Consider the following 15,156-nt stretch of genomic DNA (forward strand, 5'->3'; position numbering starts at 1 on the left):
TCATTTGACTGTCAGTCTGACCGTCGTGCTCGTGCCGGTGGTGTTGTAGCCACCGCCGCTGATGACGGTGCGCAGGTTCCAGGTGCCGCGTTTGAAGGCGCGGGAGAAGGTGTACGCCCCGGTGCCGGTCGTCCTGGTGCCCGTGATGGTGATCCAGCGGGTGCCCTTCTTGTACTGCAGCGTGACCTGGACGCCGCCGCGGGCCGGTTTGGCCGTACCGGAAATCTTGATCTTCTTGTTGGCCTTGGGTTTCGTCGTGCTCGCCTTGGCCGTGACCGCGTAGCGCACCGAGGTCCACGCGTTGCCCGACGTCGCCGGCCACATGCCCGGCGAACCGGTGTACTGAACCCGGTAGGCGGTGGTGATCGCCGGCTTGGGGGTGGCCCGCCAGACGCCCTTCGCGTCGGTCTTCACCGTGGCGAACCGGCTCCAGGTGGTCTTCCCTGCGGGCCGCTGCTCGACGACGACGGTGGCCCCGGCGACCGCTGAGGTGTTGTTCCGCAGGACCCGGCCGCTGAGTACGGAAGTAGCGCCGTAGGTGATCGCCGCAGGCGACGTGGCCACCGGTAGACCGGTCGGCGTCAGCGTGACCGTCTTCTCCCGGCCGTCACCGGCCACGCTGACCGCCCGCACGCCGACCGTGTACGCCCGTCGAGGGTCCAGACCGCTCAGCGTCAGCGACCGGGCGCCGGCGTCGAGTCGCGTCTCGCCTCCCGGGGCGACGCGGACGACGTAGCCGGTGACCGGGAACTTCCGCGGGTCGAGGTACGGCCGGTCCCACTCGACCAGGGCGGTGCCGTTGGCACCGGTCAGCAGCACGGCGGTGGGTTCGGCCTGCTTCTCCGGCGGCAGGATCTCCCACGGGATCGAGGCCGTCGCCTGGTTGCCGTCGGCATCGGTGGCGACCAGCAGCGCGGTGCCGGAACCGGCCGTCGTGGGCTTCCCGTCGATGACGGCCCGGTACACGCCCAGGTCGGCGATCTCCACGCGGTGGAGGGCCAGGCCGTCCGGTAATCCGGTGGCGGTCACCGTGAACGTGTCGGAACGGTCGATCGAGTAGTCCGGCCGGTCGGCGAACAGGGCCTGGAAGATGGGCCTACTGGAGGGGGCGAGGTACGCGATCACCGGTGGGGAGGCCGACTGGAGCAGCACCGGTCCCTTGACGACGAACTCCGTCTTCCTGGTGTCGGTGTTGCCGTCCGGGTCGGTGGCCGTCACCTGGACCGGGTAGAGGCCCCGGGTCGTGGGCGCACCACTGATCAGGCCGTTCACATCGATCGACATGCCGTCCGGAAGACCGGTGGCGCTGAAGGTCAGCGGCTGGCCCTGCGGCTCCCGGGCGAGGACCTGGACCCGGACCTCCGCCCCGGCCCGCGGCACCGCCACGAAGGACGGCAGCGGGGTGATCGCCGGTGCGGCGTTCGGGACCTGCGCGGCGTCCACGCCGACCGCCAGCCAGGCGGCGTCGACCGTGTTCCGCTCGATGCTCTCCGCGCCGTGCAGGTCGGCGGCGGCGCGCAGGGTCGCCTCCCGGGCACCCGCGAAGTTGGTGGTCGAGACCATGTAGACGGTGACCGCGCGATACCAGATCTGTGCGGCCTTGTCGTTGCCGATGCCGGTGACCGGGCCGGCGTCGCCGCACGGGGTGCTCTGGCCCCACGGTGAGGTGCCGCTGCCCACGGCCAGGTTGTAGAAGAACTTGTTGCCGATCCCGGACGAGTGGTGCACGTCCAGGTCCTTGGCGGTCGGTGTCCAGCAGGAGACCGACTTGCCGTCCAGGCTCGGTTCGTCCATCCGGCGCAGGGCCGGCTGGCGGGTCAGCGTCTTCTCGCCGACCAGGTAGTCGGGGGCGTCGGCCGGGTTGTTCGCGGCGAACTCGACGAGCGTGCCGAAGATGTCGGCGTGGGACTCGCTCAGACCCCCGGACTCGCCGGAGTAGATCAGGTTGGCGGTGTGCCGGTCCAGGGCGTGCGCCATCTCGTGCCCGACCACGTCGAGACTGGTGAACGGGGCGCCGGTGGCCAGGCCGTCTCCGAACATCAGACAGTTGCAGGAGGGACGGTACCCGGCGTTCGCCTCGTTCACGGAGCGGTGGACGTACGCGATCAGGCCCTTGCCGTCGCCCGCCACGCCCGCGCGGCCGAACGTGTCCCGCAGGTAGTCCCAGGTCTTTCCGAGACCGTAGAGCACGTCGACGCCTGCGGTGGCGCGGTCGGTGCGGGTGCCGTCGCCCCACACGTTGTCCGCGTCGCTGAACTCGTCGTACGTCCCGATGTCGAGGTAGTAGTGCTGGTTCTTCGCATCGCGGATGGTGGTGTCACCGTGATCCGGATCGATCAGCGTGTAGGTGCCGTCCGCCCGGCGGCTGGTGTTCAGCTCGACCTTGCCGACCTGCTGTCCGTGGCCGGTGCCCTTCTCGGCGGTGTGCACGGTGTCGTAGGCGAGGCGGACCTTCCCGGTGGTCGCGTCGACGATCACGACTTTCGCGTGTCCGGTGACCTCCCAGGCGAGAGCCGGTCTGCCGTCGAGGGCGTCGACGACTTTGCGGGCCTGGGTTCGGCCGGTCAGTCCGGCTGTCTCGATCGCTTCGGCGCGGCTGACCTTCGTGGTGGCCGGGATGTCGATGGCCTGGTCCTGGGCCACGGTGGCGCTGCGGAAGGAGCCGTCGGCGGTGGAGTGGACGACGAAGTCGCCGCCCAGCACGGGCAGACCTTCGTGGGTCCGCTGGAAGCGGACGTGCTGTTCACCGCCGTCGTCGACGACGGCGTCCACGGCCTGGTACTTCTCGCCCGGCGCCGATTTGACGACCCTGCCGTTGCGGCGGACCTCGGTACGCGCCGCGTCGACCGCCGCGGCGCGGGTCGCCCGTGGTTTCGGCGTCGCCGGGGTCGCCGAAACGGTCGTGCCGGGAGCCGGCGGTGGCGCCGGCTCCCGGGTGGCTGCGGCGAGTCGCTGTGCCGACTCCACTGTGGGTTCCTGCTCGGTGATCGCGCAGCCGCTGCCGGTCAGAGCCAGCGTTGCGGTGACTGCGATCAGGGCACGGCGATGCCGTACGACCATATCCATCTTCCCCCGTCGATTGAAGACGGTGGAACGATAGCGGATCGACGTCGATTCAGGTGACTTTGATCTTCACCGATGCGCTTGTGCTTGTGGTGTTGTAACTGCCGCCGCTGATGACGGTGCGCAGGTGCCAGGTGCCGCGTTTGAAAGCGCGGGAGAAGGTGTACGCCCCGGTGGCGGTCGTCCTGGTGCTGGTGATGGTGATCCAGCGGGTGCCCTTCCGGTATTGCAGGGTGACGTTGACGCCACCACGGGCCGGTTTGGCCGTACCCGAGACGTTGATCTTCTTGTTGGCCTTGGGTTTCGTCGTGCTCGCCTTGGCGGTGATCGTGTAGCGGACCGAGATCCAGGCGTGGGCGGAGGTGGCGGGCCACAGGCCGGCCGAGCCGGTGTAGCGGGCGCGGATGGCGCTGGTGGTGGCGGATTTCGCGGTGGCTCGCCAGACGCCCTTGCTGTCGGTCCTGACCGTGGCGAACCGGCTCCAGGTCGTCTTTCCGGCGGGCCGGTGCTCGACGATGACGGTGGCACCGGCGACCGGGGTGGTGTTGTCACGCAGCACCCGGCCGCTGACGGTGGACGCCTGGCCGTAGGTGATCGCCGCCGGCGACGCGGACAGCGGCAGGCCGGTGGGAGCGAGAGTGATCGTCTGTTCCGGACCGTCACCCGACTTGCTGGTCGCCCGCACGCCGACCGTGTAGGCGCGGCGGGAATCCAGGCCGGTCAGCGTGAGCGACCGGGCGTCCTCGCCGACCCTCGTCTCGGCACCCGGCGAGACCCGCACGACGTAGCCTTCGGGCAGCAGTTTCCCGATTCCCGGGGTCGGCCGGTCCCACGTCACCAGGGCGGTGCCGTTGCCGCCGGTCACCTGGACCCCGATCGGTGCGCTGGGCGTCTTGGCCGGCCGGACCTCCCACGGGATCGATACGGTCACCTGGTCACCGTCGGCGTCGGTGCCGGTCACCACAGCGGTTCCCGAACCCGGAGTACGGACGACGCCGGAGACCTCGGCGATGAAAGTGCCCTGGGCCTGGGAGCGGATGCGCGCGTTGAAGCCGTCGGGCGCACCGGTGACGGACGCCTTGAACGAGTTGGTGGGATCGACCTGCCAATCGGGGGCGTCGGTGAAGGTCACGTGGTAGATGCCCACCGTGGTGATGGCGCCCATCTGCATGATCATGTCCGCCGGTGCCGAATCCACCAGCGGCGGCCCCTTGACCACCCACCGCATCGACGATTCGGTGCTGTTGCCGTCCGGATCGGTCGCGGTGACCGAACTCCGGTACTCGCCCCTCGTCGTGGGTGCGCCGGAGATGAGACCGGCCGGGGTGATGGAGACGCCGGGCGGCAGGCCGGTGGCGCTGAAGGTCACCTCCTGACGCTGCGGGTCCCGGGCGGTCAGCTGGTAGCTGACGGTCTCCCCGGCCCGCGGGGTCGGCACGGAGTCCGGGATCGGCCCGAACTCGGGGGTGCCCCAGCCCGGCTGCGACCCGTCCACGCCGACCGCCCGCCAGGCGGCGTCGACCGCGCTCCACTCGACGCTGTCCTGGCCGTGGAGATCCGTGGCGGCCAGCAGCGTGCCCACGCGTGCACCGGCGTAATCGGTGTTCGAGACCATGTAGAGGGTGAGCGCCCGGTACCAGATCTGCGCCGCTTTGTCGTTGCCGATGCCGGTGACCGGGCCGGCGTCGCCGCACGGGGTGCTCTGGCCCCACGGTGAGGTGCCGCTGCCCACGGCCAGGTTGTAGAAGAACTTGTTGCCGATCCCGGACGAGTGGTGCACGTCCAGGTCCTTGGCGGTCGGTGTCCAGCAGGAGACCGACTTGCCGTCCAGGCTCGGTTCGTCCATCCGGCGCAGGGCCGGCTCCCGGGTACGGGTCTGCTCACCGGCCAGGTAGTCCGGCGGGTCGACCGGGTTGTTCGCGTAGAACTCGACGAGCGTGCCGAAGATGTCGCTGGTGGCCTCGTTGAGCGCGCCGGACTCGCCACGGTAGACCAGGTTGGCGGTGTGGTCGGTGAGACCGTGTGCCATCTCGTGCGCCACGACGTCGAGGGCGGTGAACGGCGCACCGGTCGCCCGTCCGTCCCCGAAGGTCATGCAGGCGCACGACGTGCCGAACCACGCGGCGTTGGCCTGGTCGGTGGAGTGGTGGACGTACGCGGTGACGCCCTTGCCGTCGTCGCCGATGCCCCGGCGGCCGAAGGTGTCCTTCAGATAGTCCCAGGTCTGGGCCATGCCGTAGAGGGCGTCGACGGCGGCGGTCGCGCGGTCGGCGCGGGTGCCGTCACCCCAGGCGTTGTCGCTGTCGCTGAACTCGGCGTACTTCCCGATGCCGGAGTAGTAGTAGTCGTTCAGGGCGTCGCGGACGGTGTTGCCACCGCGTTCGGTGTCGACCAGCGCATACGTGCCGTCCGCCCGGCGGGTGGTGTTCAGCTCGACCTCGCCGGCGTGAAGCCCGTGGCCGGTGCCCTTCTCGGCGGTGTGCACGGTGTCGTAGGCGAGGCGGACCCTCCCGGTGGTCGCGTCGACGATCACGACTTTCGCGTGGCCGGTGACCTCCCAGGCGAGAGCCGGTCTGCCGTCGAGGGCGTCGACGACTTTGCGGGTTTCGGTCCTGCCGGTCAGTCCGGCTGTCTCGATCGCGTCGGCGCGGCTGATCTTCGTGGTGGCCGGGATGTCGATGGCCTGGTCCTGGGCCACGGTGGCGCTGCGGAAGGAGCCGTCGGCGGTGGAGTGGACGACGAAGTCGCCGCCGAGGACGGGCAGACCTTCGTGGGTGCGCTGGAAGCGGACGTGCTGTTCACCGCCGTCGTCGACGACGGCGTCCACGGCCTGGTACTTCTCGCCCGGCGCGGACTTGACGGCCTTGCCGTTGCGGCGGATCTCGGATTTCGCCGCACCGATGGCCGCGGTCGGCGCGATCTTGGGAGCGGCTGGAGGCGCCGCCTTCACCGGGGGCGTCGCACCTTCCCGAGGCGTCGTGCTGCCCAGTGGCGTCGCGCTCTCCCGAGGCGCCGCCGGGGCACTGCCGCAACCGGCCAGGGCCAGCGTTGCGGTGAGCGCTATCAGCGCTCCGTGGTGCCGTGCTGCCATTCCATTTTCCCCCGTCGATCAAAGACGGGGGGACGATACCGGATCGACGCTATCGATGCATGTCCGTTTATTCCGGATCGAGAACGGCGAGCAGTTCGCCGGTGTCCACTTCGGCCCCGGGTTGGACCGGCACCGACGAGACGACCCCGGCGGACGGCGCGTGCACCGGATGTTCCAGCTTCATCGCCTCCAGCGTGAGCAGCAGCTCACCGGCCCGGACCCGCTGGCCGGGCACGACCAGGATCCGGCGCACCGCACCCGGCAGCGGCGCGATCAGCGAGCTCTCCACCGCCTCCGGGGCGGGCAGCGGGAAACGGGAGATCTGCCGGAGCGCGACCGACCCTTCCGGGCTGTCCACATACGAGACGTCGCCGACCCGGTGAACGTGCACGGCCATCCGGATGCCCTGCACGTTGAGGACGACCCGGTCGCTGTCGGCCGACACCACGACCACCGCCGGGTGCTCGCCGGCGACCGGGGCCTGCCCCAGCCCGGCCAGATCCAGCTCCTCCGGGTCGACCGCCCGGACCCACCAGCCGGCCAGGTCACCGCGGCGGTTCATCCGGTAGCCGACCTCGACCGGGCCGGTCGGGCCGTCGTACACCGCGGTCTGTGAACCCGAGGGGACGTTGCGCCAGCCGGACGGCAGCGAGTTGAGCACCGGAGCGGCGGCTCGCCGCGCCGCGGCGCCGGCGAGGGCGGCGGCCAGGCAGGAGAGGCGCACGGCGTCGACCGAGGAGAGCAGCGGCGCGAACACCTCCGGGTGGCGGTCCAGGAACCCGGTGTCCAGGTCACCGGCGCGGAAGGCGTGGTGCCGCAACACCCGGACCAGCAGGTCGCGGTTGGAGACGACCCCGTGCAGATGGGTACGGGCCAGCGCCGACGCGATCATCCGGGCGGCCTCCTGCCGGCTCGGTGCCCAGGCCACCAGCTTCGCCAGCATCGGGTCGTGGTGCATGCCGATCACCGACCCGTCCGCGACCCCGGCGTCGAGGCGGAGGCCGGGCTGGGCGAGCGGGCGGAACCAGCCGGCGATGTCCGGCACGGCGAACCGGTGCAGGGTGCCGGTCGCGGGCAGCCACGCGTACGCCGGGTCCTCGGCGCAGATCCGCACCTCGATGGCGTGGCCGCGGATCGGCGGTGGCCCCGGCATCGGCACGGTGCCGCCCTCGGCCACCAGCAGTTGGAGGCGGACCAGGTCGTAGCCGGAGACGCACTCGGTGACCGCGTGGTCGGCCTGGAGGGTCGGGGTGAGCTCCAGGAACCAGAAGTCGCCCTGCGCGTCCAGCAGGAACTCGACCGCGCCCGACCCGACGTAACCCAGCGCCCGGACCGCGATGATCGCCGCGCGGCACAGGTCCTCACGCAGGGCCGCGTCGACCGCCGGGGACGGGGTCTCCTCGATGATCTTCTGGTAACGCCGCTGGACCGAGCACTCCCGCTCACCGAACGGCACGACCGCCCCCTGGGCGTCGGCCAGGATCGGGACCTCGATGTGGCGGGCGTTGCCGACGTACGGCTCGCAGAACACCTCCCCGCCGACCTCGCGGCGGGTGGAGGCGATCGCCTCGGCCAGCGTGCTCGCGTCCCGGACCACCCGGATGCCGTGGCCACCGGTACCGGCCGCCGGCTTGATCAGCACCGGGAAACCGGGCACCTGGTCCGGGGCGGTGAAGGTCGGCAGCACCGGCACCTGGGCCTCGGCCACCAGTTTCTTCGTCTCGATCTTGTCGGCCAGAGTGCGCAACGTGGCCGGCGGCGGCCCGACCCAGATCATCCCGGCCTCGACCACCGCGCTCGCGAAGTCGGGGTCCTCGGCGAGGATGCCGATCCCCGGGTGCACGGCGTTGGCCCCGGCCCGCTGGGCGGCCGCGATCAGTGCCTCGGTCTGCAGGTAGGTCGCCGACGGCGTGTTGCCCGGCAGATGTACCGCGTAGTCCGCCTCGATGACGTGCGGCGCGTCGGCGTCGACGTCGGAGTAGACGGCCACCGTCTCGATGCCGACCAGCCTGCACGTGGCGAACACCCGGCGGGCGACCTCTCCCCGGTCGGCCACCAGAAGTCGTCGGATCACTGGTCTACCTTTCAAGATCGGAACACGCCGACGTGACCGGCACCCACCACGGCCGCGCTGTGCACCGCGGAGAGACAGAGGCCGAGGACGGTACGGGTGTCGCGTGGATCGATGACGCCGTCATCGGCTCGACTCCTGTCGGCCGACGGCCAGCTGAACCGGAACCGTGGCTCATCGGTGCGCTCGCCGGTCACGTCACCGACGGTGAGGACCAGGTGCGGAACGGTCGATCGGGCTATCGCGTGCGCCATCGGGGCGTCGTACCGGGTGTCCTGCTCCTCCTCGCCGGATGTCCCGACGTGCCGCAGGAACAGCACCGGGGTGGCCGTGGTGTTCGCCAGGTGCAGGAAGTGGACGACCTTCTGCGCCTCGGCCGCCGAACACGACCGGACCGGGCTCGCCAGCACCCCCAGCGGGTATCCGTGCAGCTCACCCCACCCGGCCACCATCGCGGCGCCGTGACCCGGCTTGAACTCGTCGAAGTCGCTGTCGTCGAGAACCCGCGCGAACACCTCGCGCGGCTCGAACGTGGCCGGCTCGGCGGCCGCCAGCGTGAGCAGGCCCTCCGGATCGTGCCGGGGCGGGAGGGGACGCCGGGTCCGCGGTGCCGGGCCGAGCTTGCGCCAGTTGAGCCGGCGGACGCACTGCCGGGCCAGGCGGAGCCCGTCCCGTTCGTCCTCGGCGAGCTGGTCGGCCGGCCCGGTCGGACCGGCCGGCACCACCGGGGTGGCGCGCACGTCGACACCCGCGTGACCGTTTATCGGCTGCGGGTGGATCGTCAGCACCTTCGCGTGCCCGCGTACCCGGATCGTGTAGTCGGAGAGCGCCGGCAGGTAGGCGGCGTCGCCGGTGGTGGCGCCGAAGACCACGCAGATCGACGGGACCAGGTCCGGCGGGAACAGGCCGCCCGCCGAGCCGCTGTCACCGGCCGACTCGACCAGATTGATCAGGGGCAGCCGGTTCGTCGTGGCGATCGCGGTCGCGCGCCGGATCTTCTCGGCCGTGTACGGGTTGACCGCGCCCTCGTCCACGGTCGGATCGTTCGCGACCACGACGCACTCGACGCCCTCGATCACTCCGACCCCGGTGACCACGCTGGCACCGACGGGGAACTCCGAGCCCCACGCCGCGACCGGGCACAGCTCCAGGAACGGGCTGTCCTGGTCGAGCAGCATCTCGATACGTTCCCGGGGCAGCAGCTTGCCACGTGCGTGATGCCGGGTGACGTACTTCTCGCCGCCCCCGGCCCGGGCCTCGTCGAGAGCGGACTCCAGCGCGGCGAGGCGTTCCAGGGTGGTCCCGCGCCCCTCCAGATAGGCGGGGTCACGCGGGTCCAGCGTGGTGTCGAGCACGGTCATCTCGCCACACCCCTGCCTGCCTTCAATGCCGCGCCCTCTCCTGTCCGTACCGATGCCTCTCGGCCACCTCCGTAACGAGTGGCCGAGGTGATGCGACACGGACAGGTGGAACAGCACGACTAAGGGGCTGTCCGGTTAAGAACAGCCCCTTATCAGGCGGTGGTCAGACGCGGGCGCGGCGCGCGAGGCGCTCCGGGTCCAGGATGATCACGCTCTTGCCGTCGAGGCGGAGCCAGGCACGCGACGCGAAGTCGGCGAGCGCCTTGTTGACCGTCTCCCGGGAGGCGCCGACCAGCTGGGCCAGCTCCTCCTGGGTGAGGTCGTGGGTCACCCGCAGGACACCGCCGTCACGGGTGCCGAAGCGGCCCGCCATCTGCAACAGGTTCTTCGCGACGCGACCGGGCACGTCGGTGAAGATCAGGTCGGCGAGCGCGTCGTTGGTGCGGCGCAGCCGGCGGGCCAGGACGCGGAGCAGCTGCTCGGCGATCTCCGGCCGGTTGTTCAGCCACGGGCGCAGCGACGACTTCTTCAACCGGGCCAGGCGGCTGTCGGTCACCGCGGTGGCGGTGGCCGTACGCGGCCCGGGGTCGAAGAGGGAAAGCTCGCCGAGCATGTCGGAGGGCCCCATGATGGAAACGAGGTTCTGCCGGCCGTCAGCGGCTCGGCGACCGAGCTTGATCTTGCCGGACAGAACGATATACAGGCTGTCGCCGGCCTCGCCCTCGTTGAAGACCACGTCGCCCTTGCGGACTTCGATCGTGTCCATCTCCTTGGCGAGCGCCTCAGCGGCTTCCGGGTCTACACCCTGAAAGATTCCGCTCCGGGCCAGTACCTCATCCATCGCCGCACCTTTCGAAAACGCGCAACGTCTGCGCTCGATCAGTCTAGGCGCACGCGGGCGGGAAACGGGCGGCCACCCCTTGATCCAGATACTGGACGGTAACCGGAAATGCCCTGACCGCGGTCACAAATCAGCGGTCCGGGCATATCAGGACAGGCCTTTCGTCTGTCGATACCGCTTGCGAGACGACGGTATCGTCCGCATCGATGAATTCGTACTCCCGGTCCCGCCGGCGAAGTCGGCCCCTTCTGGCGGCCACTATCGCTACGTTCGTCCTATCCGGTGGCGCTTTGGGGGGATGTGGCCTCGGCGGCGGCGGTGACTCCGACCCGGTCTGGAAATCGCCGGCCGCCTCGGCGCCGGCCGCCGGCGTCAGCGGGAAACCGGTCGAGGAGTCCGCGCAGGTCGAGTCGATCAGTCTCTCGGCGACCGGCGACATCATCATGGGCGATGCGCCCGGCAAGCTTCCGGCCAACGACGGCGAGGGTTTCTTCGACTCGGTGACCGAGGCGCTGAAATCCGACCTCGTCATGGGCAACCTGGAGCAGCCGCTCACCGGCGACACCGGCACCTCCAAGTGCGGCACGCCGAAACGGCCCAACTGCTTCGCCTTCCGGTCGCCGCCGGCCTACGCCGAGCACCTCAAGGAGGCCGGTTTCCAGCTGCTCAACACGGCGAACAACCACTCCAAGGACTACGGGGCGCAGGGCTACCGCAACACCGTGGAGGCGCTGGAGGCCGCCGGCCTGGAACACACCGGGGCCGAGGACCAGATCACCGTGGTCGAGGTCAAGGGCGTCAAGGTCGCGGTGGTCGGCTTCTCGCCGTACGCCGGCGCCAACGATCTGAACGACCTGGACGCCGCCGCGTCGGTGATCGGCAAGGCGAAGGACCAGGCGGATCTCGTGGTCGTGCAGGTGCACATGGGCGCCGAGGGTTCCGACCGGACGCACGTGAAACCGGGCAGCGAGCTGTACTTCGGCGAGAACCGGGGCGACCCGATCAAGTTCAGCCACACCGTGATCGACGCGGGGGCCGACCTGGTCGTCGGGCACGGGCCGCACGTGCTCCGGGGCATGGAGTTCTACAAGGGCAAGCTGATCGCGTACAGCCTCGGGAACTTCGCCGGCGGTGGACGGACCCTGTCCCGCAACGGCGTCCTCAAATACTCCGGCGTGCTGCACGTGTCGCTCACCAGGGAGGGTGAGTACGTGGACGGGAAGTTCGTCTCCACCTACCTGAACGACGCCGGCGTGCCGACCCGCGACAAGGCCGACGACCGCGGGCGGAAGATGGTCGCCGAGCTGTCCGAGGCCGACTTCGCCGAGACCGCGGCCGTCATCGGGACCGACGGCAGCATCAAGCCGTCGGCCTGACCGGCCGACGTACTCTTTACCGGTGACCCGACCCCGCGCCGCGACGCTCGCGCCCCAGCGCCTCGCGGGCGAGACGGAGCTGGGCCGCAAGCGCCGGGCCCGCAAGATGGCCCGCGTGCTCGCCGAGACCCATCCGGACGCGCACTGCGAGCTGGACTTCAGCAACCCGCTGGAGCTGGCCGTCGCGACGATCCTGTCCGCGCAGACCACCGACGTCCGGGTCAATCAGGTCACCCCGGAGCTGTTCCGGCTCTACCGGACGGCTGCCGACTACGCCGCCGCCGATCGTGCCGAGATGGAGGCGCTGCTCCGGCCCACCGGCTTTTTCCGCGCCAAGACCAACTCGCTGATCGGGCTCGGTCAGGCGCTGCTGGAACGGCACCGGGGCGAGATCCCGCGCAAGCTGGATCAGCTGGTCAAACTGCCCGGCATCGGGCGCAAGACGGCGAACGTGGTGCTCGGCAACGCGTTCGGAGTCCCCGGCATCACCGTCGACACCCACTTCAGGCGGCTCACCAACCGCTTCGGCTGGGTCGACGAGCAGGACGAGGTGAAGATCGAGTTCGCGGTCGCCGGCATGATCGAGAAACGCGACTGGACGATGCTGTCGCACCGGGTGATCTTCCACGGGCGGCGGGTCTGCCACGCGCGGACACCCGCCTGTGGGGCCTGCACGCTGGCGAGCATGTGCCCGTCGTACGGGACCGGCCCGACCGAGGCCGTGCCGGCGGCGAAACTGCTCAAGGGCCCGCGGGCACGCGACCTGGCGGTCGCGGCCGGCGTCGATCCCGGCCTGGTCCCGGCCGCCGCCGTCGCGGCCCCGGAGGAACCGTGAGGCGGCTCCTTCCCGCGCTGACCGCCGCGATGCTGCTCGCCGGCTGCGCGGACGCCGTGGAGGAGCCGGAGATACCGTCGCCGTTCGCGGCATGTGACGGCCTCACCGGCGGGTCCGGATCCGAGATACCGGATGTCACGCTGCCCTGCTTCACCGGCGGTGCCGAGATACGACTCCCCGACCTGCGCGGCCCCGCGGTGATCAACGTCTGGGGCTCGTGGTGCGGCCCGTGCCGCGAGGAGCTTCCGGTCATGCAGGGGCTCGCCGACCGGGCCGACGGCCGGTTCGCCGTCATCGGCGTCGACACCCACGACGACCGGTCCAAGGCCGCCGCATTCGCCACCGACCGGAGTGTCACCTTTCCGACTCTCTTCGATCCGGAGCAGCGGTTCATCGGCGCCCTCGGCGTCACCATGCTGCCCGCCACCGTCTTCATCAAGGCCGACGGGGGGATGTACGTGCATCGCAACGCCATGGACGTCGACCAGTTGATCGACCAGGTCAGGAAACAGTTCGGCGTTACGGTGGCCCGATGAGCCGGGGTGAGGTGCTGGGGCGACCGGACGGTCTGCCCGACTGGTTCGAGCCGCTGCTCACCAGGATCGGCGAGTGCCGTACCGAGGATTTCACCGCGCTGCGGCGGCCGACCGGCGCCGGTGGCCGGTCCAGCGCCGTCCTGGTCCTGATCGGTCAGGACGAGGAGCATCCCGACCGCCCTGACCTGCTGATCCTTCAGCGGGCGGCGACCATGCGCAACCACGCCGGGCAGCCCGCCTTCCCGGGCGGCGCCACCGACCCGGAGGACGCCGACGCCCCGGCCACCGCGCTGCGCGAGGCACAGGAGGAGGTCGGTCTCGACCCCACCTCCGCCGAGGTCCTGGCGCTCCTGCCGGAACTGTGGATCCCGGTCAGCGGCTTCGTGGTGAGCCCGGTTCTCGCCTGGTGGCGAAAGCCACATCCGGTGCATCCGTTGCAGCCGGCCGAGGTCGCTCACGTCGACAGGTTGCCGATCAGTGAACTCACCGACCCTGCGAACCGTATTCGGGTGCGACATCCGAGCGGTTGGATCGGGCCCGCGTTCCAGGTCCGGGGGCTGCTCGTCTGGGGTTTCACGGCTGGGGTGATCGCTGCGTTGCTGGACATGGCCGGTTGGGCGCTCCCCTGGGAGCCGGGCCGCATCGTCGAACTGCCGGACGCCACCGCCCCCGTTCCGGCCGCCCGCGGCGGTGCGCCGGATGAGGTGGTGCCGTGAGTTGGCTCCCGACTTCTACGCTGAGTGAGTGCCCGTGGTCGATATCTTCCTGATCGTGGTCATGGTGCTGTTCGCGATCAGCGGATACCGCCAGGGCTTCGTCATCGGCGCGCTGTCGCTCGGTGGCTTCTTCAGCGGTGTTCTCATCGGTCTGCAACTCGGTCCGCTGCTGGCCCGCCAGTTCGACAACGGCACCGTGCGGCTGGTCGTCGCGCTCGGCGTCATCCTCATCCTCGCGGTCCTCGGCCAGACCCTGGCCGGCTGGCTCGGCACCAACCTGCGGCAGGTCATCCAGAGCAAGCCGGTGCAGTATCTCGACGACGCGGGCGGCGCGCTCGTCTCGGTGATCGCGGTCCTCTTCGCGGCCTGGCTGGTCGCCGTCCCGTTCGGCTCGACGCCGTTCCCGGGGATCAACGCGGCGGTCCGGGACAGCGCGATCCTCGGTGGAGTGACCGAGCTCGTCCCCGAGGAGGTGCGGGCCCTCTCCTCCGGGCTGCGCGACACCCTCGACACCAACGGCTTCCCCGACGTCTTCGGCGGTCTCGCCCGTACCCAGGCCCGCGAGGTCGCCGCCCCCGACCCGGCGCTCGCCGGTTCCAAGGTGGTCAAGGACTCGAAGAGCTCGGTGCTGAAGATCCTCGGCTCGGCGCCGAGTTGCTCCCGCCGCATCGAGGGCACCGGATTCGTCTACGCGAACGAACGTGTCATGACCAATGCGCACGTGGTCGCCGGCACCCGCGAGGTCGTCGTGGAGAGCGGCGGCCGCCAGATCGAGGGCAAGGTCGTCGTCTACGACCCCAAACGTGACCTGGCCGTCCTCTACGTGCCCGGCCTCAAGGCCCCGGTGATGAATTTCGTCCGCAAGGAGGCCGCGACCGGCGCCAGCGCCATCGTCCTCGGTTACCCGCAGGACGGGCCCTACAACGCGCAGTCCGCCCGGATCCGCGACGTCGGCGACATCACCGGCCCGGACATCTACGAGTCCAGCGACGTGACCCGCGACATCTACACGATCAAGTCGCTGGTCCGCAGTGGCAACTCGGGCGGCCCGCTGATCGACCCGAACGGCAACGTCCTCGGCGTCATCTTCGCGGCGGCGGCCGACGACAAGAACGTCGGCTTCGCCCTCACCGCGGACGAGGCCGCGCCGGTCGCCCAGAACGGCCGGGTCAACACCCGCGAGGTCCGCACCGGCGAGTGCGCCTGAGCCTTCACCGCCCGTCCCGCGCATGATTCAACCCATACCCATTCTGTACGGTCCACACC

Annotated in this window: 10 protein-coding genes; 5 read left to right on the forward strand and 5 right to left on the reverse strand. The window is 70.4% G+C overall.

The features are described from left to right. The 5 genes from BC793_RS21505 to BC793_RS21525 form a co-directional block, all read right to left on the reverse strand. Positions 1-3,060, reverse strand: coding sequence for a M4 family metallopeptidase (locus tag BC793_RS21505; RefSeq protein WP_158319327.1), 3,060 nt, complete (start codon positions 3,058-3,060; stop codon positions 1-3). Positions 3,061-3,115: 55 nt separating this feature from the next. Beyond that, positions 3,116-6,154 carry a M4 family metallopeptidase gene (locus BC793_RS21510; RefSeq protein WP_146246383.1) on the reverse strand — a complete coding sequence of 1,013 codons (3,039 nt, stop codon included), beginning with the start codon at positions 6,152-6,154 and terminating at the stop codon, positions 3,116-3,118. Between the two features lie 67 nt (positions 6,155-6,221). After that, a complete protein-coding gene (locus BC793_RS21515; protein WP_109594968.1) occupies positions 6,222-8,228 on the reverse strand; it encodes an ATP-binding protein in 2,007 nt (668 codons plus the stop codon). 11 nt (positions 8,229-8,239) lie between these two features. After that, positions 8,240-9,586, reverse strand: a complete 1,347-nt coding sequence (locus BC793_RS21520) for a carboxyl transferase domain-containing protein (protein WP_109594970.1) — start codon at positions 9,584-9,586, stop codon at positions 8,240-8,242. Between the two features lie 163 nt (positions 9,587-9,749). Further along, complete coding sequence (locus BC793_RS21525; RefSeq protein WP_014447921.1) at positions 9,750-10,427, reverse strand: Crp/Fnr family transcriptional regulator; 678 nt, start codon at positions 10,425-10,427, stop codon at positions 9,750-9,752. Between the two features lie 206 nt (positions 10,428-10,633). On the opposite strand from BC793_RS21525, the gene BC793_RS21530 reads away from it, so the two are divergent. From BC793_RS21530 to BC793_RS21550, 5 genes are read left to right on the forward strand one after another with little or no spacing between them, the layout of a single operon-like run. Further along, a complete protein-coding gene (locus tag BC793_RS21530; protein ID WP_109594972.1) occupies positions 10,634-11,803 on the forward strand; it encodes a CapA family protein in 1,170 nt (389 codons plus the stop codon). Between the two features lie 22 nt (positions 11,804-11,825). After that, on the forward strand, positions 11,826-12,638 hold the full coding sequence (gene nth / locus BC793_RS21535) for an endonuclease III (protein WP_275416224.1): 813 nt from the start codon (positions 11,826-11,828) through the stop codon (positions 12,636-12,638). Next, positions 12,635-13,174: a TlpA family protein disulfide reductase gene (locus tag BC793_RS21540; RefSeq protein ID WP_239170223.1), complete on the forward strand. Its 540-nt coding sequence runs from the start codon at positions 12,635-12,637 to the stop codon at positions 13,172-13,174. Before nth ends, BC793_RS21540 begins: the two co-directional genes overlap by 4 nt. Beyond that, the gene (locus tag BC793_RS21545; protein ID WP_109594974.1) at positions 13,171-13,890 is read left to right on the forward strand and encodes an NUDIX hydrolase; all 720 of its coding nucleotides are present in this window, start codon (positions 13,171-13,173) and stop codon (positions 13,888-13,890) included. Before BC793_RS21540 ends, BC793_RS21545 begins: the two co-directional genes overlap by 4 nt. A 28-nt stretch (positions 13,891-13,918) precedes the next feature. Further along, the gene (locus BC793_RS21550) at positions 13,919-15,097 is read left to right on the forward strand and encodes a MarP family serine protease (RefSeq protein WP_109594976.1); all 1,179 of its coding nucleotides are present in this window, start codon (positions 13,919-13,921) and stop codon (positions 15,095-15,097) included. Positions 15,098-15,156: the final 59 nt, after the last annotated feature.

Source organism: Actinoplanes xinjiangensis, assembly GCF_003148685.1.
Classification (GTDB): domain Bacteria; phylum Actinomycetota; class Actinomycetes; order Mycobacteriales; family Micromonosporaceae; genus Actinoplanes; species Actinoplanes xinjiangensis.

Bases quoted from the DNA above. Each gene is read 5' to 3' on its own strand.
- BC793_RS21530 (WP_109594972.1), top strand. From the start codon at position 10,634: ATGAATTCGTACTCCCGGTCCCGCCGGCGAAGTCGGCCCCTTCTGGCG.
- BC793_RS21520 (WP_109594970.1), bottom strand. From the start codon at position 9,586: ATGACCGTGCTCGACACCACGCTGGACCCGCGTGACCCCGCCTATCTG.
- BC793_RS21545 (WP_109594974.1), top strand. From the start codon at position 13,171: ATGAGCCGGGGTGAGGTGCTGGGGCGACCGGACGGTCTGCCCGACTGG.
- BC793_RS21510 (WP_146246383.1), bottom strand. From the start codon at position 6,154: ATGGCAGCACGGCACCACGGAGCGCTGATAGCGCTCACCGCAACGCTG.
- BC793_RS21505 (WP_158319327.1), bottom strand. From the start codon at position 3,060: ATGGTCGTACGGCATCGCCGTGCCCTGATCGCAGTCACCGCAACGCTG.
- BC793_RS21525 (WP_014447921.1), bottom strand. From the start codon at position 10,427: ATGGATGAGGTACTGGCCCGGAGCGGAATCTTTCAGGGTGTAGACCCG.